Here is a 20,036-nt window from a genome sequence, read left to right on the forward strand (position 1 = left end):
GGTCTGGGGCGTGAACGCTGCCGAGGACCGGATCTGGACGGTGCCCAACCTGCTGAGCGCCCTGCGGCTGCTCGGCGTCCCCGTCTTCCTCTGGCTCGTGCTGGGTCCCCACGCCGACGGGTGGGCCATCGCGCTGCTGGCGCTCGCCGGCTTCAGCGACTGGCTCGACGGCAAGCTCGCCCGCGCCTGGAACCAGATCAGCAGGCTGGGCCGGCTCATCGACCCGCTCGCCGACCGGCTCTACATCCTCGCCACCCTGATCGGCCTGGTGCTGCGGGGCGCCGTCCCCTGGTGGCTGGCGCTCGCGGTGCCGCTGCGCGACGTGCTGCTGCTGTGGATGCCGCCCGTGCTGCGGCGGCACGGGTACGGCCCGGCGCTGCCCGTCCACTTCCTCGGCAAGGCCGGCACCGCCGCCCTGATGTACGCGTTCCCGCTGCTGTTCCTCGCCTCTCACGAGGGATGGTACGCCGAGATTGCCGCGATCTTCGGATGGGCCTTCGCCATCTGGGGAACTGGTCTGTATTGGTGGGCGGGGGTGTTGTATGTCGTACAGGTGCGCCAGCTAACGAAGGGGTGACCCGTGAAGGCCGTCGTCATGGCGGGCGGGGAGGGGACACGGCTGCGGCCGATGACCGCGAACCAGCCCAAGCCCCTGCTCCCCATCATCAACCGGCCGATCATGGAGCACGTGCTCCGGCTGCTCAAGCGGCACGGGTTCACCGAGACCGTGGTGACCGTGCAGTTCCTGGCCGCGCTGATCCGCAACTACTTCGGCGACGGCGACGAGCTGGGCATGACCCTCCACTACGCCACCGAGGAGGTCCCCCTCGGGACGGCCGGCAGCGTGAAGAACGCCGCCGACAAGCTCCGCGACGACCGCTTCCTGGTCATCTCCGGCGACGCGCTCACCGACATCGACCTGACCGACATGCTCCGCTTCCACCGCGAGAACCGGGCGCTGGTCACCATCGGGCTCAAGCGCGTGCCCAACCCGCTGGAGTTCGGGATCATCATCGTCGACGACAGCGGCCGCATCCAGCGCTTCCTGGAGAAGCCCACCTGGGGTCAGGTGTTCTCCGACACGGTCAACACCGGCATCTACATCATGGAGCCGTCGGTCCTCGACGAGATCGCCCCCGGCCAGTCGGTCGACTGGTCGTCCGACATCTTCCCCGACATGCTCGAACGGGGCTGCCGGCTGTTCGGCTACGTGGCCGAGGGCTACTGGGAGGACGTCGGCACGCACGAGAGCTACCTCAAGGCCCAGGCCGACGTGCTGGAGGGCAAGGTCAAGGTCGACTTCGACGCGTTCGAGCTGGCCCCGGGCGTGTGGGCCGCCGAGGGCGCCTCGGTGGACCCCGAGGCCGTGCTCAAGGGCCCCCTCTACATCGGCGACTACGCCAAGGTCGAGGCCGGCGCCGAACTGCGGGAGTACACCGTGCTCGGCAGCAACGCCGTCGTCAAGGAGGGCGCCTTCCTCCACCGCGCCGTGGTCAGCGACAACGTGTACGTCGGCCCGGCCGCCCACCTGCGCGGCTGCGTGATCGGCAAGAACACCGACGTGATGACCGGCGCCAGGATCGAGGAGAACGCCGTCGTCGGCGACGAGTGCGTCATCGAGGCCGAGGCGTACGTCTCCTCCGGCGTGAAGATCTACCCGTTCAAGACGATCGAGGCGGGCACGGTCGTCAACACCAGCGTCATCTGGGAGTCGCGCGGCCAGCGCAGCCTGTTCGGCCCCCGCGGGGTCTCCGGGCTGGTCAACGTCGAGATCACCCCGGAGCTGTGCGTACGGCTGGCCAGCGCGTACGCCACGACGCTGCGCAAGGGTGACACGGTCGTCACCTCCCGCGACGCCTCGCGCGCGGCACGGGCGCTCAAGCGGGCGGTGATCAGCGCGCTGAACTCCAGCGCGATCAACGTGGTCGACCTGGAGGCCGCCGCCCTGCCGGTCGCCAGGTTCAACACCTCGCGGGAGAACGTCCGGGGCGGCATCGCCCTGCGCACCACGGCGGGCGACCCCCAGAGCGTCGACATCGTGTTCATGGACGAGACGGGGGCCGACCTGTCCCAGGCGACCCAGCGCAAGCTGGAGCGGGTCTTCTCCCGGCAGGAGTACCGGCGCGCCTTCCCCGGCGAGATCGCCGAGCTGACCTTCCCCGCCCGCGCCGTCGACACGTACGCACGGGAGCTGCTGGCCTGCATCGACATGTCCGGGGTGAAGGACACCGAGATGAAGGTCGTGGTCGACTGCGCGGGCGGCACCTCCTCGCTCGTGCTGCCGAGCCTGCTGGGCCGGGCCGGGGTCGACGTGCTCACCGTGAACAACCGCCTCGACGACGCCTCGCCGACCGAGACGCTCGCCGAGCGCCGCCGCGATCTGCAGCGCCTGGCGGAGCTGGTGGCCTCGGCGCGGGCCGCCTTCGGCGTACGGTTCGACCCGGTGGGGGAGCGGGTCTCCCTGGTGGACGAGATGGGCCAGCTGATCAGCGAGGAGCGCGCGCTGCTCGTCGTGCTCGACCTGGTGGCGGCCGAGCGCCGGGGCGGCCGGGTGGCCCTGCCGGTCACCACGACCCGGGTGGCGGAGATGGTGTGCCGCTTCCACGGCGTGCAGGTCGACTGGACGGCCACGAGCCTCGACACGCTGACGCGGGCGGCCCGGCACCCCGACACGATCTTCGCCGGCGACGGGAAGGGCGGCTTCATCGTCCCGGAGTTCGCGCCCACCGTGGACGGCCTGGCGGTGTTCCTGCGCCTGCTCGGCCTGGTCGCGCGCACCCGGCTGTCGCTCAGCCAGATCGACGCCCGCATCCCGGAGGCCAAGCTGCTCAAGCGGACCGTTCCCACGCCATGGGCGCACAAGGGGGCCGTGATGCGCTCGGTCGTCGAGGCGGCCGAGGGCCACCGCCTGGACACCACCGACGGCGTCCGGGTCGTGGAGGACGACGGAAGCTGGGCCCTCGTCCTGCCCGACCCCGCCGAGGCCGTCACCCACCTGTGGGCGGAGGGCCACGACATGGACACCGCCCAGGCCCTCCTGGAGCGCTGGGCCCACGTCGTCGAACAAGCCGCCGGCGCCCACTGACCCCTCAAGTAAGGTACGGCGCGCGACCATCACGCGAGGGGCGCGGCTACCCCTGCGAGGATTGCGGTGCCCAGCCCTCACGCGAGGGGCGCGGCTACCCCCGCGCGAGGATTACGGTGCGCAACCATCACGCGAGGGGCGCGGCCGCGACTGGACTGAGGAGCGCCCGGAGCGAGGAACGAGCGAGGACGCGACGAGGGCTGTGCTCATGGCGCGCCTCCGGCACGACGACGTGAAGGCGCCCCGAGCCGCCGCGCCGGAGGCGCGGCAATACAACACGTGTGGCGGGATGGACCTTGAACCTCCGCTGGCTGTAGCGTTGGTCAGTCCACGCCCAGCCGCGGTCTTGACCTTTGTGCCTGATCAGCGTAAGTTGCGGCATTCGCAGTTTGAGCCAGTCCTAGAGCAAGTCGTGAGAGAGGCCGAGCCGTTCGATGCCCAGCGTCTACTGCACGCAGTGCGGTCATGCCAACCCCGAGGATGCCCGTTTCTGTTCACGATGCGGTTCGCCGCTGAGCGCTCCGGCGCCCGTCGCAGCCGACACGACCTCGACGATCTCACTTGAGGCGCTCGAGGCGGAGACGGGCCAGACGCTTCTGCCGGACAGGGCCGCGGTCGAGCAGTTGCCGCCCGGCACGGCTCTGCTGGTGGTCATGCGGGGGCCGAACGCGGGGAGCCGTTTTCTGCTCGACAGCGACCTCACTACGGCGGGTCGCCACCCGGAAAGCGACATTTTCCTGGACGATGTGACGGTGTCCAGGAGGCACGTGGAGTTCTACCGGCGCGGCGGCCAGTTCACCGTGCGTGACGTGGGCAGCCTCAACGGCACCTACGTCAACCGGGAGCGCATCGAGGAGTCCCCGTTGCAGGGTGGCGACGAGGTGCAGATCGGCAAGTTCCGGCTGGTGTTCCTCACGCGTGGTCCTGGAGGGCTGTGATCGGTGAGGAGGAGGAGTCATGAGCGCGCAAGCCGTACGGGCGTTCATGAGCATCGGGGAGGTGCTCGCCCTGCTGCAGGGCGAGTTCCCGGACGTGACCGTCTCCAAGATCCGGTTTCTGGAGGGTGAGGGGCTGATCGAGCCCCAGCGGAGCCCGTCGGGGTACCGCAAGTTCACCTACAACGACGTCGAGCGCCTGCGGTACATCCTGCGTGCGCAGCGTGACCAGTACCTGCCGCTCCGCGTGATCAAGGATCAGCTGGACGAGCAGGCGGTCCGTCCGCACGCCGTGTCCGACGGCGCTCCGCCCGTGCGTCTCAGCCGGGAGGAGCTCATCGAGGCCGCAGGCATCGACGAGGAGACCCTGGCCGAGATGGAGAGCTTCGGCCTGGTCGCCCCCGTGGCACGCCGCTACGACGGCGAGGCGCTGGAGGTCGCGCGCAGCGTGGGGGCGCTGGCGCGGTTCGGCCTGCAGGCGCGGCACCTGAGAGCGATCCGCGCCGCGGTGGAGCGGGAGACCGGTCTCATCGAGCAGGCGGTGGCCCCGCTGCTGCGGCGCAAGGCGCCGGGGGCGATCGCGGAGGCGGACGAGACCGCCCGGGAAATCTCCGGACTTCTCCAGGAACTTCACAATGCGTTACTGCGTGGGAGTGTTCGCGGCGTTCTGGGGCGGTGACCGGCACATCCGCACCTCCGTGGGTGTTACGTTGAATGCCTGGTGATATGCCGCGACGCTTGAGACGGAGCCGCCCGTGTTGCAGATGGAGGTCGTGGGGGTTCGCGTTGAGATGCCCACCAACCAGCCGATCGTTCTCCTGAAGGAGACGAGCGGTGATCGGTATCTGCCGATCTGGATAGGCATGACCGAGGCGACCGCTATCGCGTTGGCCCAGGCGGAGGAGCCGCCGCCCCGGCCGCTGACCCACGACTTGTTCCGTGACGTTCTTGAGGCCTTGGGGGTGCGGTTGCGCACCGTCAACATCGTCGCGCTCCGCGATGGAATCTTCTTCGCCGATCTGGTCTTCTCCAACGGCGTGGAGGTCAGCGCCCGTCCTTCGGACTCGATCGCGCTGGCGTTGCGTACGGGCGCGACGATCTACGCGAGTGAGGACGTGATCCAGGAGGCGGGCGTGAGCATGCCCGACGACCAGGAAGACGAAGTGGAAAAGTTTCGCGAGTTCCTGGACAAAATCACACCGGAAGACTTCGGCCGGGCGGGCTGACGTGCCGGACGATTTCGGGAGATTACGCTTCACGACGCGCCGGACGGGGTCGTTGACTGACGATGGCCCCGGTCCTACGGTGCAAGGGAAACCACGGTTGTAATTCACGAACCCCCAGATCAGACCGTGGGATGAGAGAAAGCCGGAGGTCCGCAGTGGCGGTCAGCAGCGGCGAGGGTAAGTCGGCCGGCCAGCACGACCCGGTTCGGCAGGCGGCGCGCGAGCGCGCCGGCGAACAGGGTCTGCTGTTCGACGAGCAGCCGACGGCGCTGCCCCAGGGCATCGGATACCGCGGGCCCACGGCGTGCGCGGCGGCCGGGATCACCTACCGGCAACTCGACTACTGGGCCCGGACCGAACTGGTGCTCCCGACGATAAGGGCCGCCCAGGGATCCGGGTCCCAGCGACTGTACAGCTTCCGCGACATCCTCGTCCTGAAGGTCGTCAAACGTCTTCTGGACACGGGGGTCTCCCTCCAGCAGATACGCACCGCCGTACGGCATCTGCGCGACCGCGGCGTCAACGACCTGGCCCAGATCACTTTGATGAGCGACGGCGTGAGCGTCTACGAGTGCACGAGCGCCGACGAGGTGATCGACCTGCTGCAGGGTGGCCAGGGCGTGTTCGGCATCGCGCTCGGGCGGGTGTGGCGGGAGGTCGAGGGATCGCTGGCCGAGCTTCCGGGCGAGCGCGCGGAGGCCGCTCCGGATGCGGAGGGGGACCATCCCTCGGACGAGCTGGCCCGCCGGAGAAAGGCCCGCAGGACCGGCTGAGATCATTCCGCAGGGGTGGGAGTGATGCCCGATAACGGGTAGCCGGTAGAGTGGAACACGGCCGACGACCTCGTGCGGGAGAGACCCCTGGCCTTCAGGGGCGCCGAAGGAGCAAACCTCCCCGGAATCTCTCAGGCATCCGTACCGCACGGACGAGGCGACTCTGAAAAGCAGGCCCGCCGGCCAGGCGGCGCCTCACCGAAGGGGAAAGCCGGGCTCGACGGCCCGGTGAAGCTCTCAGGTCCGATGACAGAGGGGGAGACCGCTTCACGACCGGCCGCGCCACGCAGGGCGCCGGACGGTCGCCGCAGGTCTCGACCCGCCCAGGAGGCCCCTGTCATGACCGATCGGTCCACGCTTCGCGATCTTTCCGCTCCGCCCTTCGCCACCCGTCACATCGGCCCCTCCGAGGCCGGCCGCGCCCGGATGCTGGAGGCCGTCGGCTACGAGTCGGTGGCCGACCTGCTCGCGCTGGCCGTGCCCGAGGCCATCCGCACGCGCGGCCCGCTGAACCTGCCCGAGGCGGTGGGGGAGGCCGAGGCCCTGGCCGAGCTGCGCGCCCTCGCCGGCCGCAACCGGGTGCTGACCCCGATGATCGGCCTCGGGTACCACGACACGATCACCCCGGGTGTCGTCCTCCGCAACGTGATGGAGAACCCCGGCTGGTACACCGCGTACACGCCCTACCAGCCGGAGATCTCGCAGGGGCGGCTGGAGGCGCTGCTGAACTTCCAGACGGTCGTGTCGGACCTCACCGGCCTCGACGTCGCCGGCGCGTCCCTGCTCGACGAGGCGACGGCCGCGGCCGAGGCGATGACGCTGGCCCGGCGGGCGAGCAAGGTGAAGACCGACGTGTTCGTGGTGGACGCGGACGCGCTGCCGCAGACCAAGGCCGTGCTGGCGACCCGCGCCGAGCCGCTCGGCATCACGCTGGTCGAGTCCGACCTCGCCGGCGAGCTGCCCGAGTGCTTCGGAGTCCTCGTCCAGTATCCGGGCGCGAGCGGCCGGGTGGCCTCCTTCCGCCCGGTCGCCGAGCGGGCGCACGCCCAGGGGGCGCTGCTGGTGGCCGCGGCCGACCTGCTGGCGCTGACCCTGCTGGAGTCCCCGGGCGAGCAGGGCGCCGACATCGCCGTCGGCTCCTCTCAGCGCTTCGGTGTCCCGCTGGGCTACGGCGGCCCCCACGCCGCGTACATGGCCGTCCGCGAGGGACTGCAGCGGCAGATGCCGGGCCGCCTGGTCGGCGTCTCGGTGGACGCCGACGGCCGCACGGCCTACCGCCTGGCCCTGCAGACCCGCGAGCAGCACATCCGGCGGGAGAAGGCCACCAGCAACATCTGCACCGCGCAGGTGCTGCTCGCCGTCATGGCGTCGATGTACGCCGTTTACCACGGCCCGGAGGGCCTCAGGAGGATCGCCCAGCGGGCGCACCGCCACGCTGCCGTCCTGGCCGCCGGGCTGCGCGAGGGCGGCGTGGAGGTCGTCCACGACGAGTTCTTCGACACGGTGCTCGCCCGCGTGCCCGGGCGGGCCACTCAGGTCGTGGCCGCCGCCGCGGAGCGGGGCGTGAACCTGCGCCTGGCCGACGACGACCACGTCGGCGTCGCCTGCGACGAGAAGACCACCACGGACCACCTGCGGGCGGTCTGGGCGGCGTTCGGCGCGCCCGAACTCGTGGTCGAGGACCTCGACCGGGTGACCTCCGACGCGCTCCCGGCCGACCTGCAGCGGACCTCGGACTTCCTCACCCACCCGGTGTTCCACTCCCACCGGTCCGAGACGGCGATGTTGCGTTACCTGCGGCGGCTGCAGGACAAGGACATCGCGCTCGACCGCTCGATGATCCCGCTGGGCTCCTGCACGATGAAGCTCAACGCGACCACAGAGATGGAGCCGGTCACCTGGCCGGAGTTCGCCTCGATCCACCCGTTCGCGCCGGCGGAGCAGGCCGAGGGATACGCCGAGCTGATCGCGACGCTGGAGGGCTGGCTGGCCGAGGTCACCGGCTACGACCGGGTGTCGATCCAGCCGAACGCGGGCTCCCAGGGCGAGTTCGCCGGACTGCTGGCGATCAGGTCCTACCACCGCTCCAGGGGCGAGGGCGGCCGCGACGTGTGCCTCATCCCGTCCTCCGCCCACGGCACCAACGCCGCCAGCGCCGTCATGGCGGGCATGCGGGTGGTCGTGGTGGCCTGCGACGAGAACGGCAACGTCGACGTCGCCGACCTCGCCGCCAAGATCGACAAGCACCGCGACGCGCTCGCCGCGATCATGGTGACCTACCCGTCCACCCACGGGGTGTACGAGGAGACGATCGTCGAGATCTGCGAGCGGGTGCACGAGGCCGGCGGGCAGGTCTACGTGGACGGGGCCAACCTCAACGCGCTGGTGGGCCTGGCCAAGCTGGGCGAGTTCGGCGCGGACGTCTCCCACCTGAACCTGCACAAGACCTTCTGCATCCCGCACGGCGGCGGTGGCCCCGGCGTCGGCCCGGTGGCGGTCAAGGCGCACCTCGCCGAGCACCTGCCGGCGCACGTGTCCGCCGCGCCGTACGGCTCGGCGGGCATCCTGCCGATCTCCTGGGCGTACGTCAGGATGATGGGCGCCGACGGGCTGCGACAGGCCACCGAGCAGGCGATCCTGTCGGCCAACTACCTGGCCCGGCGGCTGGCGCCGCACTATCCGGTGCTGTACACCGGCAGGGACGGCCTGGTCGCCCACGAGTGCATCGTCGACCTGCGCCAGATCACCAAGGAGACCGGCGTCACGGTGGACGACGTGGCCAAGCGGCTGATCGACTACGGCTTCCACGCGCCCACGATGTCGTTCCCCGTCGCCGGGACGCTCATGATCGAGCCGACGGAGAGCGAGGACCTGGCCGAACTCGACCGCTTCGTCGACGCGATGATCGCCATCCGGGACGAGATCGCCAAGGTGGCGTCGGGAGAGTACGACAAGACCGACAACCCGCTCCGCAACGCCCCGCACACGGCCGAGTGCCTCACCGCCGACGAGTGGACCCACCCGTACTCGCGGGCGGTGGCCGCCTACCCGGTGCCCGGCCTGCGGGACGACAAGTACTGGTCGCCGGTGCGCCGCATCGACCAGGCGTACGGCGACCGCAACCTCGTCTGCTCCTGCCCGCCCCTGGAGGCGTACGAGGACTGATCAGTTGGGTATGTCGGCCCCGCCCGGCGGCCGGTCTCGTTAAGATCGCGGTGATCGTTCCTCATCACCTGCGACCATGCGAGGCCCCTGTATGACGGCCATCGATTCCGGGCGGCGGTCCGACCGGCTCGACCACGCGCGCCGGCTCGCCGAAAGCGGCGACCTCGACGGCGCTGCCGCGATCTTCGCGGAACTCGCCGCGGACGAGGACGCGCCGGACCGCGGCGAGGCCGGCGAGGGTCTTTCCGTCGTGGTCGAGCGGATGGCCGAGCGGCTGCTGGAGGACGGCGAACCCGAGCGGGCCGCCGACGTCCTGCTTGAGGCGCTGTCGGTCAGCGCGGTGGCCGACCCGGCGCGCCTGCGGGTGCTGCTCGGCATGGCGCACCTGGAGATGGCGTGCGCGCAGTTCGCCGGGGCGGTGGAGGACAGCCGCCAGGAGGGGGCCGACGCAGGCACCGGCGCGCTCGCGATCGAACTGCTGGCCCGCACGCTGCCGCTGCGGGGCCGCGACGCCGACGCGGAGACCGTGTGGCGCTACGGCCTCGACCATCCCGACCCCGCGCTCGCCGAGCAGGTACTGCTGCGCCTGGGGCGGGACGTCCGCCCCCCGATGGAGGCCGGCGCGGCCGGCTGAGGGCGCTCAGCCGGCGGCGGTGACCGCCGGGGCCGGACCACCGCTCCCGGCAAGACCTACCTCGTCCGACGGGCGGCCGCGCATCGCGTGGAGATCGAGGACAACCGGCGCCGATGGACGCCGACTGATCCCGCCGGGTGTCAGCGCTGGGAGCGTCGGCTGACGGCGTAGGCGAAGTTGACCGCGATGATCCCGCCCCAGGCCAGGAGCAGGCCCGCGGGGCCCGCGTTCGCCACCGCGATCCCGGTCAGCGGGATGCCCAGGGCCAGCGACCCCATGGCCACGCCCACGGCGCTGTCCTTCTGCTTGACCAGGGGGCCGGGCGGCTGGTGACGTAGCTGGGCCGCCACCTCGTTGCGTATCCGTGCGGCGATCTCGACGTCGAGCTTGTCGAGGAACGAGTCGACCAGCGCGTCCTCGTACTCAGGGCCGAGGTCGCGGCGGGCCGCCATGACGGCGCGCAGGTCCTCGCGGGTCGAGGGGGCCGCCGGCGGCGGAGGGACGGGGCGCCCGGTCGCGGGCGGCGGCTGCTGCGATGCGATGTCCGTCACCATGACATTCTGGCCCCTTTCGCGGGGGCCCGCCATCCTCCGATCGTAGGGTCGCCTGCTCCTGCTCCGGTCGGACCCGCTACCGTCGCCGGCATGGAGATCGAGACTCCGCACGGCCGCGCCCTGGCCGAGGTGGACGAGGCGGCCGATCCCCGGCTGCTGCTGGTCCTGACCCACGGGTCCGGGGGAGGTGTGGACGCCCCCGACCTGCTCGCCGTGCGGGACGCGGTGCTGGCGATCGGGGGGACCGTCGCACGGGTGACCCAGCCCTTCCGGCTGCGCGGCGCGCGGGCGCCGGGGTCGGCGGTCAAGCAGGACGAGGCGTGGCTGTCGATCGTCGCCGAGCTCCGCGAGCGCCACCCGGGCCTGCCGCTCGTCCAGGGCGGGCGGAGCAACGGCGCGCGGGTCGCCTGCCGCACCGCGAGCGCCGCCGGGGCCGAGGCGGTGGTGGCGCTCGCGTTCCCGCTCCACCCGCCGGGCAAGCCGGAACGGTCGCGGGCGGAAGAGCTGAGGCAGGCGGGGACCCCCGTGCTCGTGGTCAACGGGGATCGGGATCCGTTCGGCGTGCCGGACGAGAAGGACGCCGCACGTCTCGTGGTCCTCCCGGGGGAGGGGCACGAGTTCAAGAAGGACCCCGCCCGGGTGGGCGAGGTGGTGGCGCGGTGGCTGCTTTCGCCTAGGCCGCGCTGATGGCCATGTCGGTGGGGCGGTGCGGGGCGATGACGCCGCCGTCGGGCAGCAGCTCGCCGGTGTCCTCGAACAGCACGACGCCGTTGCAGAGCAGGCTCCAGCCTTGCTCGGGGTGACAGGCTATCGTGCGGGCGGCTTCTCGGTCCTTTGCATCCGCTCTGGGACAGGCCGGTTCATGAGGGCACATCGCCGGGGCTCCGTGTCTTTATCGTTCGCTCTTTTTTGTCTTCCTGGTGTCCGTGGGGTATGACGCACACCACACTGGACTACACCAGTTTGCGGCTCGGCCGCATCCGTACGACATAGTCAGTTCGGAGCATTTCCGCCGGTCGGGCAGGGGACCCGGCCGCACCCCGAGCAGGCTCACGCACACTGATGTGACCTAGTACACAAGAATGCCCCATTGGAGGCAACGGTCCGGCCTCGACACGCCGACGGCCGGGTAACCGAGAGATCACAGATTCCGGTCACCGAACACGGCCGATGCGGCCGGCCCGGAAATCTCCGGCTCTCAGCCGCCGAGGCCCGTGATCAGCGCGTCGAGGCCGTGCTCGAAGTCGCGCTCGCCCTCGGCGGTGCGCGCGTCGCGCACCTCGGCGTCCGGATCGGCCCACCCCGACTGCTGGACCTCCACCGCCACGCTGCCGAAGACGTAGGCACGCAGCGCGCGGACCGCTCCAGCCGGGTCGCCCGCCCCCGACTCGCGCAACTGCTCGGTCTGCTCCGTAATCGCGATGAGGGCCGACCCCTTCGGCGGCTTGGTCAGGGCCAGCGACAGCACGCCCGGGTGCTCGAGCAGCGCGGCACGGCTCGCGCGGGCCCAGGCGCGCGCCCTGTCCTGCCAGGTGGTGGCGGCGGCCGGATCGACCTCCACGGTCGTCACGTGCTCGGCGAGGGCGTCCATCAGCGCCTCCTTGCCCCGCGGCAGGTGGTGGTAGATCGCCATGGCCTCCACCTGGAGGGCGTCGCCGAGACGTCGCATGGTCAGCCGGCGCAGGCCCTGGCCGTCGGCGATGTGCAGGGCGGCGTCGATGATCCGCTCGCGGGAGAGGGGGACGGGTGGTCGCTTGGCAGGCACGGCGATCATGCTGCCATATCGATCCTTACTTCGTAAAGGGCGGCGCACCCTGCGGTGCGAGCCCCCGCGCGGAGCGCGTACGCTACCGACTGCGACGCGAGTTCGATTGCGCACGTTCGATTGCGCGAGTCCGATACCGAAGGGGCTGACGATGGCGTTTTTCCGTCCGCGGGTGAGCCGGGAGGCGGAGGTCCGCTACCACGCGGATCTGGAGATCCGGAAGGACTTCGACCACGTGCTGGAGAAGGTCCGGGTGGCGCAGCGGCGGTTCCAGGAGGCGAAGGCGGCGGGCGCGCCGCTCGCCGAGCTCCGTGAGGCGGCCCTGGGCCTCGACGCCGCCCTGACCGAGGCGCTGCGCGCCGCGGAGGCGGGCCAGCGCGCCACTTTCGGCGTGAAGTCCTACGACAGCAGGATCGCCCGGCGCAAGGCGAAGGCCACCCCCGACGGCGCGCTGTGGACCGACGAGGTGAACCGCCTGCGCACGCTGCGCGAGGCGCACCGCCTCAGCGGCATCCCCCGGGTGCCCCGCGCCTCCAAGACGGGCGACCCCGCCCGCCTGACCCCGCGCGACGTACGCAAGGGCCTGGCCGCCGCCGGCCGCTGAGCGCAGGCAGCAGTACGGCCCGCACCCCCAGGGGGTGCGGGCCGTACGAATATCTGAATCAGCCGGTCCGAGTTTCAGCTGGCCCAGTCGAGCAGCGGGCGGGTGTTGCTCGGGTGGCGCAGCTTGGACAGCGACTCCTTCTCAAGCTGGCGGATCCGCTCCCGGGTCAGGCCCAGGTGCTTGCCGATCTCGTCCAGCGTGTGCGGCTTGCCGTCGGCCAGGCCGAAGCGCAGGCTCATGATCTTCGCCTCACGCGGCGACAGGTTGCTCAGCACGCCCTTGAGCTGCTCGGCCAGCAGTTGCCGGTCCACGACCTCGGACGCCTCGGGGGAGTCGACGTCCTCGATGAGGTCGCCGATACGCGTCTCGCCGTCCTCGCCGATGGTCGAATCGAGGCTGATCGGCTGCCGGCTGGTGCGCAGCAGCTCCTCGATCTGGTCCGGGGTCTTGTCCAGCTCGACGGCCAGCTCCTCCGGCGTGGGCTCCCGGCCGAGCCGCTGGTGCATGTCACGCTCGACGCGCGACAGCTTCGACAGCATCTCCAGCACGTGGACGGGCAGCCGGATCGTGCGGGCCGAGTCGGCGAAGCCGCGCTGGATGGCCTGCCGGATCCACCACATGGCGTACGTCGAGAACTTGTAGCCCTTGGTGTAGTCGAACTTCTCGACGGCGCGGATCAGGCCGAGGTTGCCCTCCTGCACGACGTCGAGCAGGGCCATGCCGCGATCGGTGTACTTCTTGGCCACGGAGACGACCAGGCGGAGGTTGGCCTCCAGCATGTGGTCCTTGGCCCGCCTGCCGTCCTCGATGACCCATTCCAGGTCCTCACGCACGTGCGGGGGCAGGTGCTCGCCGTTCTCGAGGGCGGTCTCCAGCTTGTACTCGGCGTACAGCCCGGCCTCGATGCGCTTGGCCAGCTCCACCTCCTGGGCGGCGGTGAGCAGGGTGCGGCGCCCGATGGACTTCAGGTAGGTGTGGACCGAGTCGCCCATGACCGAGGAGGTGTCGTCGAGGTCGAGCGTCTCGCCGTCCTCCGCCTCGGCCTCGTCGGCCTGCGGCTCCTCGTCGTACGGCTCCTCGTCGGCGGCCTTGGCCGTCTTCTTCGCGGCGCTCCTGGCGGCCGGCCCGTTCTTGGAGGCCTGCGCCGCGGCCTGGGCGGCCCGGCGGGACTTCCTGGCCGGCGCCTTGGCGGGGGTCGGCGCCCCCGTCTCGGCTGCCGCCTCGGTCTGCGCGCCCGGCTCGTTCTGCGTGCCGTTGTCGGCGGCCAGGTTCACGCCCGCCTCGGTGAGCTCGCGCAGGATCGAGCGGCCCTCGACGGGGCTGACGCCGGCCTTCGCGAAGGCCTCGCGCAGCTCCGACAGGGAAAGACGACCCTGCGCACGGCCTCGCTCCAGGAGCAGGTCGAGCGTCGTCGGGGTCGCCTCGCGCTCGGGCGAGGCCGCCACGGCGGTCCGGGGCATGAGGACACCTCCTCCTTGCGGAGTTCATGGTTGGTTCGAGGTCTGATGCTTGCGATCGGGGCGCGGCGTCCGGCAGCTCAGCGCACCAGTATCAATAACGCTCTCGCGCCCGGTTTGTTCCCTCACCCCGCTGGGGACGCTGCCGGACTCGCCCCGGGCGGGCCGGTCAGTCGGGGATGATGCTGACGCTGACCTGGGGCACCGGCATGGGGTTCGCGTCCTGCATGCGCTCGCGGGTCCAGTAGTCGGCGACCCCGTCCGGGTCGTCCGTGAGCTCCTTCAGCACCACGTCGGGGTCGACCTCGGGAGTGGCCCGCGGCCCGGTGAGCTCGCCGCGGCCGGGATCGTCGGGGGAGACCTCGACCGATCCTCCGTGACCGCCCGTCGCCGGGCCGAGCTTGGCGGCGGGGGCGTCGCCCACCTTCGCGACGTCGTCCAGGCGGCCCGCGAAGGCGGCGGCCGTGATCGACGCCCCGCCCACGATGACGACGCCGACGAGCACGGCGGAGGCCATCATCTTGTGGGCCGGCGTGAAGCGGATCGGTTGCATGCGGCGTCCCCTTCCCCCTGCTCTTACAGACGCACGAAGGTCATCCGCGGTTCCGGTTCTTGAGTTCGACCATATCGGGTTTGCCGTTCGGCAGGAGCGGTATCTGGGACACCAGCTCGACGGCGCGCGGCGCGGCGTAGGCGGGCAGCCGCTCCTTGGCGAAGGCCCTCAGCTCGCCGAGCGTGACCTCGCCGCCATCGCGGGGGACCACGACGGCGACCACGATCTCGCCCCACTCGGGGTCGGGCCTGCCCACCACCACGACGTCGCGTACGGCCGGGTGCCCGGCCAGGACCCCGGCGACCGAGCCGGCCACGACCTTGCGGCCCCCGGTGTTGATCACGTCGTCGGCCCGGCCCAGCACGGTGAGCCGTCCGTCCTCGATCGAGCCCAGGTCGGAGGTGACGAACCAGCCGCCCTCGAAGGGCCGCTCCTCGCGCAGGCGGTAACCCGAGAACAGCACAGGGCCCGCGATCCGCACCCGCCCGTCGCCGCCGATCTTGACCTCGACTCCGTCGAGCGGCACGCCGTCGTACACGCATCCGCCGCTCGTCTCGCTCGAGCCGTACGTGGTGACGATCCTGGCCCCCGCCGCGCGGGCCTCGGCCAGCAGGCCCGGAGGGGCGGCGGCCCCGCCGAGCAGGATCGTGCCGAAGGCCGCGACGTCCGCCCCCGCGTCCAGCATCCGCCGCAACTGGGTGGGGACCAGCGAGACGTGGTCCGCCCCGCTCGCGGCGACCTCGTCGGGGGAGAAGCGCGCGTGGACGATCGGCTCGGTGCCGCACAGCAGCGACCGGACGAGCACCTGCGCGCCGGAGATGTGCGACGGCGGCAGGCAGCACAGCCAGCGGTCGCCCTCGCCGGCGCCGAGCCTGGACAGCGAGGCGCGGGCCGAGGCGAGCAGCGCCTCGGCCGTCAGCTCCACCCCCTTCGGGACGCCGGTGGAGCCGGAGGTCGCGATGATCAGCGCGGCGTCGGACGGCACCCCGTCCGGCTCGCGCCGCACGCCGCCGGCGGTGACGACGTGGGTGGGGCGCAGCGCGGCGAGCGTCGCCTCGAGCGCGGGCCGCGGCAGGTCGGGCGACAGCGGCAGCACGGTGGGCGCGTCGCCGGTCAGGGCCTGCCGTACGGCCTCGGACAGGGCGGGCCCCGGAGGCAGGACGAGAGCGTGCACGGGTCGCTGTCCTGGGTGGTGTCCGGGAGGGCTGAGCACGGTCGTAAGGTTAGTCCCGGTGCGGTGGCCGGAGGCGACCGCCTGGTTGGTGACGACGAAGGAGCGGGTGTGACGAGCGGGGTCGACTGGAAGCGGTCGGGCGAGTACGAGGACATCATCTACGAGACCGCGGAGGGGATGGCGAAGATCACGATCAACCGCCCCGAGCGGCACAACGCCTTCCGGCCCACGACCTTGTTCGAGCTCCGCGAGGCCTTCAACCGCGCCCAGGAGGACACCGAGGTCGGTGTGATCATCTTCACCGGCGCCGGGGACAAGGCGTTCTGCTCCGGCGGCGACCAGAAGATCCGCGGCGACGACGGCTACGTGGACGACAAGACCCACGGCATCGGCCGGCTCAACGTCCTGGACCTGCAGGTGCAGATCCGCCGCTGCCCCAAGCCGGTCATCGCCATGGTGGCGGGCTACGCCATCGGCGGCGGCCACGTGCTGCACGTCTGCTGCGACCTGACGATCGCCGCCGACAACGCCAGGTTCGGCCAGACCGGCCCCAAGGTGGGCTCGTTCGACGGAGGGTACGGCTCCTGGCTGCTCGCCGAGACCGTGGGCCTCAAGCGGGCCCGCGAGATCTGGTACCTGTGCCGCCAGTACGACGCCCAGACCGCGCTTCAGTGGGGCCTGGTCAACGCGGTGGTGCCGCTGGAGCGCCTTGAGGAGGAGACCGTCCAGTGGGCCCGCGAGCTGCTGGAGAAGTCGCCCCTCGCGCTGCGCATGCTGAAGGGCGCGCTCAACGCGGTGACCGACGGCGCGGCCGGCATGCAGCAGTTCGCCGGCGACGCGACGCTGATCTACTACATGAGCGAGGAGGCCCAGGAGGGCCGCGACGCGTTCAAGGAGAAGCGCAAGCCGGACTTCTCGAAGTTCCCCCGCCGCCCGTAGACGGCCGCGTGATGACGGCGGCCTCTCCGTTTTGCCGTACGCTTGCGGCTGCGGGAACGGGAGGAGACGGGCGGGTGGACAGGAACCGGGCCGACCGGGGCGTTCTGGGGGCGCGGCGGTGAACCCGGCGACCGCCCTCTCGACCGTCCTGATCGACGAACTGGTGCGCTGCGGGGTCACCGACGTGGTGCTCGCCCCGGGCTCCCGGTCCGCGCCGCTGGCGCTCGCCGCGCACGCCGAGTCGCGGGTGCGGCTGCACGTGCGCGTCGACGAGCGGTCGGCCTCGTACGTCGCCCTCGGCCTGGCCAAGCGGTCCGAGCGGCCGGTGGCCCTGATCTGCACCTCGGGCACGGCGGCGGCCAACTTCCACCCCGCCGTGATCGAGGCGTCCGAGTCGGGCGTCCCGCTGCTCCTGCTGACCGCCGACCGGCCGCCCGAGCTGCGCGGCACCGGCGCCAACCAGACGATCGACCAGGTCAAGCTGTACGGCTCGGCCGTGCGTTGGTTCGCCGAGGTCGGCGTGCCCGAGGAGCGGCCGGGCCAGGTGGCCTACTGGCGGTCGCTGGTGTCCCGGGCCTGCCAGCGCGCCGCCGGGCCGCCGGACCCCGGGCCCGTCCACCTCAACGTGGCCTTCCGCGAGCCGCTGATCCCCGACGGGGACGCGAGCTGGTGCGAGCCGCTGGACGGCGACGCCTCCGGCGCGTGGTTCCGGGCCCGGGTCGCGCCGCCCTCCGCCGCCCTGCACATCCCGCCGACCCGGCGCGGGGTGCTGGTCGTCGGCGACGGCGCCGCCAACGTGCGGCGATACGTCGCCGCCGCGGGCATGGCGGGCTGGCCCGTGCTGTCGGAGCCCAACGGCGGCGGCCGGTACGGCGACCACGCGATCTCGACCTACCACTTCCTGCTGGGCGACCAGGAGTGGGCCGACGCCCACCGGCCCGACGTCGTGGTCACCCTCGGCCGCCCCGGGCTGTCGCGCCCGCTGCTGTCGTGGCTGCGCCGGGCCGGGGAGCACATCGTGGTCGCCCCCGATCTGACCCGGTGGCCCGACCCGACCCGCTCGGCGACGCAGGTGGCCCAGGCCGTGGAGATCCCGATCGCGGCCGGCGGGGACGCCTGGCTGCGCGCCTGGCGGCACGCCGACCACGTGGCCCGCGAGGCGATCGACGCGGTTCTCGACTCCTCGGGGCTGACCGAGCCGCGGCTGGCCAGGGACCTCGTCGAGGTGCTGCCCAACGGCTCGCTGCTGTTCTGCGGATCTTCCATGCCGATCCGCGACCTCGACCAGGCCATGCGCCCCCGGCGGGGACTGCGGCTGATGGCCAACCGGGGCGCGTCGGGCATCGACGGGCTGGTCTCCACCGCCGTCGGGGCGGCGCTCGCCCACAACGGCCCGGCGTACGCGCTGATCGGCGACCTCACGCTGCTGCACGACCAGAACGGCCTGATCCTCGGCCCGCGCGAGCCCCGGCCCGACCTGTGCCTCATGGTGGTGAACAACGACGGCGGCGGGATCTTCTCGCTGCTGCCGCAGGCCGCGCTGGAGGACCCGTTCGAGCGGGTCTTCGGCACTCCCCACGGGGTGGATCTCGGCTACCTGGCGGCCGCGAGCGGCCTGCCGTACACGCTGGTCGAGGACCCGGAGGAGCTGTCCAGGGCGATCAAGGGGGACGGCCTGCGCATCGTGGAGGCGCGCACCGACCGGGTGAGCAACGCGGCCGTCCATGCCGCGATGCGCGACGCCGTGCGCGTGGCGATGCGCGACTGATCGGCTCCCGGTCGGAGGCGGGGCACGCCCGTCCTTCTCCCGGGTTACCCGCGTTGGTCCTTCCGGCGGATGTCGCACCCGTTGGGCGACGGCAGAATGGGTGCTGTTACCGCGTTGAGGGAGTGAGATGCACGTCGACGAGTGGCTGCAGACCATCCCGTCCGTCTGGGTCTACGTGCTCGTGGGCGCCGTCATCGGGCTGGAGAGCCTGGGCATCCCGCTCCCGGGTGAGATCGTGCTGGTGAGCGCCGCGCTGCTGTCGTCCAGAGGGGTCGTGGACCCTTTGGTCGTCGGGCTCTGCGCGAGCGGCGGCGCGATCGTGGGGGACTCCATCGGCTATCTGATCGGCCGCAAGGGCGGACGGGCGCTGTTCGACCGGCTGGGACGGCGCTTCCCCAAACACTTCGGCCCCGCGCACATCGCCAGGGCGGAGCACATGTTCAACCGCCACGGGATGTGGGCGGTGTTCTTCGGCCGCTTCATCGCCCTGCTGCGGATCCTCGCCGGGCCGCTGGCCGGGGCCCTGCACATGCCGTACTGGCGCTTCCTCGTCGCCAACGTCCTCGGCGGCGTCGCGTGGGCGGGCGGGACCACGGCCGGGGTCTACTACCTGGGCGTGGTGGCCGACAAGTGGCTCAAGGGCTTCTCCTGGGTGGGGCTGGTGGTCGCCGTCCTGGTCGGCATCGGCACCACCCTGTGGCTCAAGCGCAAGGCCGCCAAGGCCGCGAGCGAGGAGGAGACCGTGCCGGAGACCGTCAGCGCCTCGTAGCGCGCCGTCCGTTTCCCGCCAGCCCTCCGGACGGCCGCACGGCCACGATGAGGGCATGACGTTCGAGATCAGGGCCATCGCGCCCGACGTGCTTGACCAGATCAGGAAGACCGACGACGCCGGGCGGAGGCCGCGCCGGATCGTCGAGGAGGAGGGCGGCAGCCCGCTGCGCTGCTGCCTGCGCCGCTCCCGGCCCGGGGAGGCGGTCCTGCTCGCGGCCTACGCGCCGCTGCGCCGCTGGGCGGTGGAGACCGGCGCCGACCCCGGGGCGTACGAGGAGGTCGGGCCGGTGTTCGTCCACGAGGAGCCGTGCGAGGGCCCCCAGTCGAAGACAGGGCCCGGCTACCCGGCGGCGATGGGCGGCCCGCGCCGGGTCTTCCGCACCTACCGCGCCGACGGCTCCATCCTGAACGGGCACCTCGTGGATGGGCACCAGTCGGCCGACCCCGTCGCGGCGTCGATCCTGCTGGACACCCTGCTGGAGGACCCCGAGACGGCGGTGGTCCACGTGCGGGCCGTGGAGTTCGGCTGTTTCCTGTTCGAGGTACGGCGCGGGGTGTTGGAGAATCCCACTACGAGCGATGCGCCGGTTCGTTGAGGTGGACGAAGCAGCGGCGGGAAAGGACGCCTAGCGT

At 71.7% G+C, this 20,036-nt stretch carries 20 protein-coding genes and 1 riboswitch; of the genes, 14 read left to right on the forward strand and 6 right to left on the reverse strand.

Features of this window, described 5'->3' with window-relative positions:
• The first annotated feature begins 10 nt into the window (after positions 1 to 10).
• From clsA to FH610_RS27775, 8 genes are all read left to right on the forward strand, one after another.
• Positions 11 to 577, forward strand: a complete 567-nt coding sequence (gene clsA, locus FH610_RS27740) for a cardiolipin synthase ClsA (RefSeq protein WP_079313915.1) — start codon at positions 11 to 13, stop codon at positions 575 to 577.
• A 3-nt stretch (positions 578 to 580) separates the two neighbouring features.
• Positions 581 to 3,085, forward strand: a complete 2,505-nt coding sequence (locus FH610_RS27745; protein WP_139577970.1) for a mannose-1-phosphate guanyltransferase — start codon at positions 581 to 583, stop codon at positions 3,083 to 3,085.
• A 434-nt stretch (positions 3,086 to 3,519) separates the two neighbouring features.
• Positions 3,520 to 4,023 (forward strand): FHA domain-containing protein, encoded by a 504-nt coding sequence (locus FH610_RS27750; RefSeq protein ID WP_079313913.1) that lies wholly within the window; start codon positions 3,520 to 3,522, stop codon positions 4,021 to 4,023.
• A gap of 19 nt (positions 4,024 to 4,042) precedes the next feature.
• Positions 4,043 to 4,699: a transcriptional regulator FtsR gene (ftsR, locus tag FH610_RS27755; protein WP_139577971.1), complete on the forward strand. Its 657-nt coding sequence runs from the start codon at positions 4,043 to 4,045 to the stop codon at positions 4,697 to 4,699.
• A 76-nt stretch (positions 4,700 to 4,775) separates the two neighbouring features.
• Positions 4,776 to 5,246: a bifunctional nuclease family protein gene (locus FH610_RS27760; protein ID WP_139577972.1), complete on the forward strand. Its 471-nt coding sequence runs from the start codon at positions 4,776 to 4,778 to the stop codon at positions 5,244 to 5,246.
• 155 nt (positions 5,247 to 5,401) lie between these two features.
• Positions 5,402 to 6,019: a MerR family transcriptional regulator gene (locus tag FH610_RS27765; RefSeq protein WP_240809230.1), complete on the forward strand. Its 618-nt coding sequence runs from the start codon at positions 5,402 to 5,404 to the stop codon at positions 6,017 to 6,019.
• A 65-nt stretch (positions 6,020 to 6,084) separates the two neighbouring features.
• A riboswitch (glycine riboswitch) is annotated at positions 6,085 to 6,176 on the forward strand.
• 182 nt (positions 6,177 to 6,358) lie between these two features.
• Positions 6,359 to 9,184 carry an aminomethyl-transferring glycine dehydrogenase gene (gene gcvP, locus FH610_RS27770; RefSeq protein ID WP_139577974.1) on the forward strand — a complete coding sequence of 942 codons (2,826 nt, stop codon included), beginning with the start codon at positions 6,359 to 6,361 and terminating at the stop codon, positions 9,182 to 9,184.
• A 91-nt stretch (positions 9,185 to 9,275) separates the two neighbouring features.
• A complete protein-coding gene (locus FH610_RS27775; protein WP_139577975.1) occupies positions 9,276 to 9,818 on the forward strand; it encodes a hypothetical protein in 543 nt (180 codons plus the stop codon).
• 140 nt (positions 9,819 to 9,958) lie between these two features.
• On the opposite strand, the gene FH610_RS27780 is transcribed toward FH610_RS27775, so the two are convergent.
• A complete protein-coding gene (locus FH610_RS27780) occupies positions 9,959 to 10,369 on the reverse strand; it encodes a hypothetical protein (protein WP_139577976.1) in 411 nt (136 codons plus the stop codon).
• A gap of 93 nt (positions 10,370 to 10,462) precedes the next feature.
• Between FH610_RS27780 and FH610_RS27785 the strand changes: the two genes are divergently transcribed.
• The gene (locus FH610_RS27785) at positions 10,463 to 11,059 is read left to right on the forward strand and encodes an alpha/beta hydrolase family protein (protein ID WP_139577977.1); all 597 of its coding nucleotides are present in this window, start codon (positions 10,463 to 10,465) and stop codon (positions 11,057 to 11,059) included.
• On the opposite strand, the gene FH610_RS27790 is transcribed toward FH610_RS27785, so the two are convergent.
• Positions 11,046 to 11,246 carry a DUF5999 family protein gene (locus FH610_RS27790; protein ID WP_139577978.1) on the reverse strand — a complete coding sequence of 67 codons (201 nt, stop codon included), beginning with the start codon at positions 11,244 to 11,246 and terminating at the stop codon, positions 11,046 to 11,048. The genes FH610_RS27785 and FH610_RS27790 overlap by 14 nt on opposite strands.
• Before the next feature lie 324 nt (positions 11,247 to 11,570).
• Positions 11,571 to 12,146 (reverse strand): TetR/AcrR family transcriptional regulator C-terminal domain-containing protein, encoded by a 576-nt coding sequence (locus FH610_RS27795; RefSeq protein WP_167538779.1) that lies wholly within the window; start codon positions 12,144 to 12,146, stop codon positions 11,571 to 11,573.
• Between the two features lie 142 nt (positions 12,147 to 12,288).
• Here FH610_RS27795 and FH610_RS27800 point away from each other — a divergent pair, with 142 nt between their 5' ends.
• Positions 12,289 to 12,741: a hypothetical protein gene (locus FH610_RS27800; protein WP_205826112.1), complete on the forward strand. Its 453-nt coding sequence runs from the start codon at positions 12,289 to 12,291 to the stop codon at positions 12,739 to 12,741.
• Positions 12,742 to 12,815: 74 nt separating this feature from the next.
• Here FH610_RS27800 and FH610_RS27805 read toward each other — a convergent pair whose 3' ends face one another.
• From FH610_RS27805 to FH610_RS27815, 3 genes are all read right to left on the reverse strand, one after another.
• Positions 12,816 to 14,201, reverse strand: coding sequence for an RNA polymerase sigma factor (locus tag FH610_RS27805; RefSeq protein ID WP_139577979.1), 1,386 nt, complete (start codon positions 14,199 to 14,201; stop codon positions 12,816 to 12,818).
• 166 nt (positions 14,202 to 14,367) lie between these two features.
• A complete protein-coding gene (locus FH610_RS27810) occupies positions 14,368 to 14,751 on the reverse strand; it encodes a hypothetical protein (RefSeq protein ID WP_139577980.1) in 384 nt (127 codons plus the stop codon).
• 40 nt (positions 14,752 to 14,791) lie between these two features.
• On the reverse strand, positions 14,792 to 15,925 hold the full coding sequence (locus tag FH610_RS27815; RefSeq protein ID WP_139577981.1) for an AMP-binding protein: 1,134 nt from the start codon (positions 15,923 to 15,925) through the stop codon (positions 14,792 to 14,794).
• A 108-nt stretch (positions 15,926 to 16,033) separates the two neighbouring features.
• Between FH610_RS27815 and menB the strand changes: the two genes are divergently transcribed.
• The 4 genes from menB (at position 16,034) to FH610_RS27835 (ending at position 19,999) form a co-directional block, all read left to right on the forward strand.
• The gene (gene menB, locus FH610_RS27820; RefSeq protein ID WP_079313902.1) at positions 16,034 to 16,864 is read left to right on the forward strand and encodes a 1,4-dihydroxy-2-naphthoyl-CoA synthase; all 831 of its coding nucleotides are present in this window, start codon (positions 16,034 to 16,036) and stop codon (positions 16,862 to 16,864) included.
• 118 nt (positions 16,865 to 16,982) lie between these two features.
• Positions 16,983 to 18,632, forward strand: a complete 1,650-nt coding sequence (gene menD, locus FH610_RS27825; RefSeq protein ID WP_139577982.1) for a 2-succinyl-5-enolpyruvyl-6-hydroxy-3-cyclohexene-1-carboxylic-acid synthase — start codon at positions 16,983 to 16,985, stop codon at positions 18,630 to 18,632.
• Positions 18,633 to 18,759: 127 nt separating this feature from the next.
• Positions 18,760 to 19,401: a DedA family protein gene (locus FH610_RS27830; RefSeq protein WP_076435912.1), complete on the forward strand. Its 642-nt coding sequence runs from the start codon at positions 18,760 to 18,762 to the stop codon at positions 19,399 to 19,401.
• A gap of 55 nt (positions 19,402 to 19,456) precedes the next feature.
• Positions 19,457 to 19,999, forward strand: a complete 543-nt coding sequence (locus FH610_RS27835) for a DUF1203 domain-containing protein (RefSeq protein WP_139577983.1) — start codon at positions 19,457 to 19,459, stop codon at positions 19,997 to 19,999.
• Positions 20,000 to 20,036: the final 37 nt, after the last annotated feature.

It is taken from the genome of Microbispora catharanthi, from assembly GCF_006334915.2.
GTDB classification, from domain to species: Bacteria; Actinomycetota; Actinomycetes; order Streptosporangiales; family Streptosporangiaceae; genus Microbispora; species Microbispora catharanthi.